The organism is Oleiphilus sp. HI0067 (assembly GCF_001635735.1).
Window position 1 is genome coordinate 1 of sequence record NZ_LWFI01001522.1, and the last position, 918, is coordinate 918.

The following is a 918-nucleotide window of genomic DNA, read 5'->3' on the forward strand; positions in this document are numbered from 1 at the left end:
CTGTTCTTGATACGACCAGTTCAGAACAAAATCACGACTTGCCTCGTCTGGCCCGCCATCCATAGTTACTCTAAACGCACTGTCTGTAGAGGGCTCGATATGCACTGCGTGGCTATCACTCCAAGCACGATCAAATGGCAGACCCGCATTCACATCAATACGAATGTTCACTGGGTTGGCATTGGGCTCTTCAGTTTCTCGATAGCCAATACGCTCAACGCCATCCGATGCTTTTCGATCAACGGTCACCCGCTCACCTTTCACCCGCTCCTTTTTAACCACTAGGCTTTTTTGTTTTTCAAATTGGGGTGTCGCCACAATCGGCAAACGGAGCGCATAGCCATGATCTTTGAAATCCAAGGTTTGCTGGAAACTAAACTCAATAACGATCTCTGATTGTGGTGCGATATTCGCCACGCGTGTTGTAAACAAGTTCCCCTTGGGCGCTTCCAGCAATGCTGTGCGCTTACCCGCTTTTTTAGCTTTGTCGTAGGTCTTTTTGGCTTGTTGTTTTTCTTTGATTTGCCCCTCAATCACGCGTTCGCCGATATACATTTTCAGCTGATCGACCGCCGCGTTAGTCGGTAACGGGAAGGTATACACCCCCTCCAACCATTGGTCTGAAGGGTTTTTAAAACGCTGCGCAACATTAGCGCGAAAGATAGGACCACTTATGTTGCCTGTGATATTGGTTTCTAAAGCCAGAGGCGCAACCAAAGCGGTACGCATGTCTTCTGAATAAAATTGAAGCTGACCTTTTGGCTCGTTGCTCTCGGCTAATACCGCTTCACTCATCGACCAAAATACGACAATACAGAGCACTACGCCGATGAGTGAGATGCGCTCTTCAAGGCGTTGAATTGATGTTTTTGTTATGTTTGTCATGGCTTATTCCCTTGTAAAAAAGAGGCCACATGG

General features: G+C 47.4%; 1 protein-coding gene. It reads right to left on the reverse strand.

Annotated elements, in window-relative coordinates; all coding sequences use genetic code 11:
- On the reverse strand, positions 1–885 hold an 885-nt coding region (locus A3739_RS24820; protein WP_231877143.1), incomplete at its 3' end, for a VIT domain-containing protein.
- Positions 886–918: the final 33 nt, after the last annotated feature.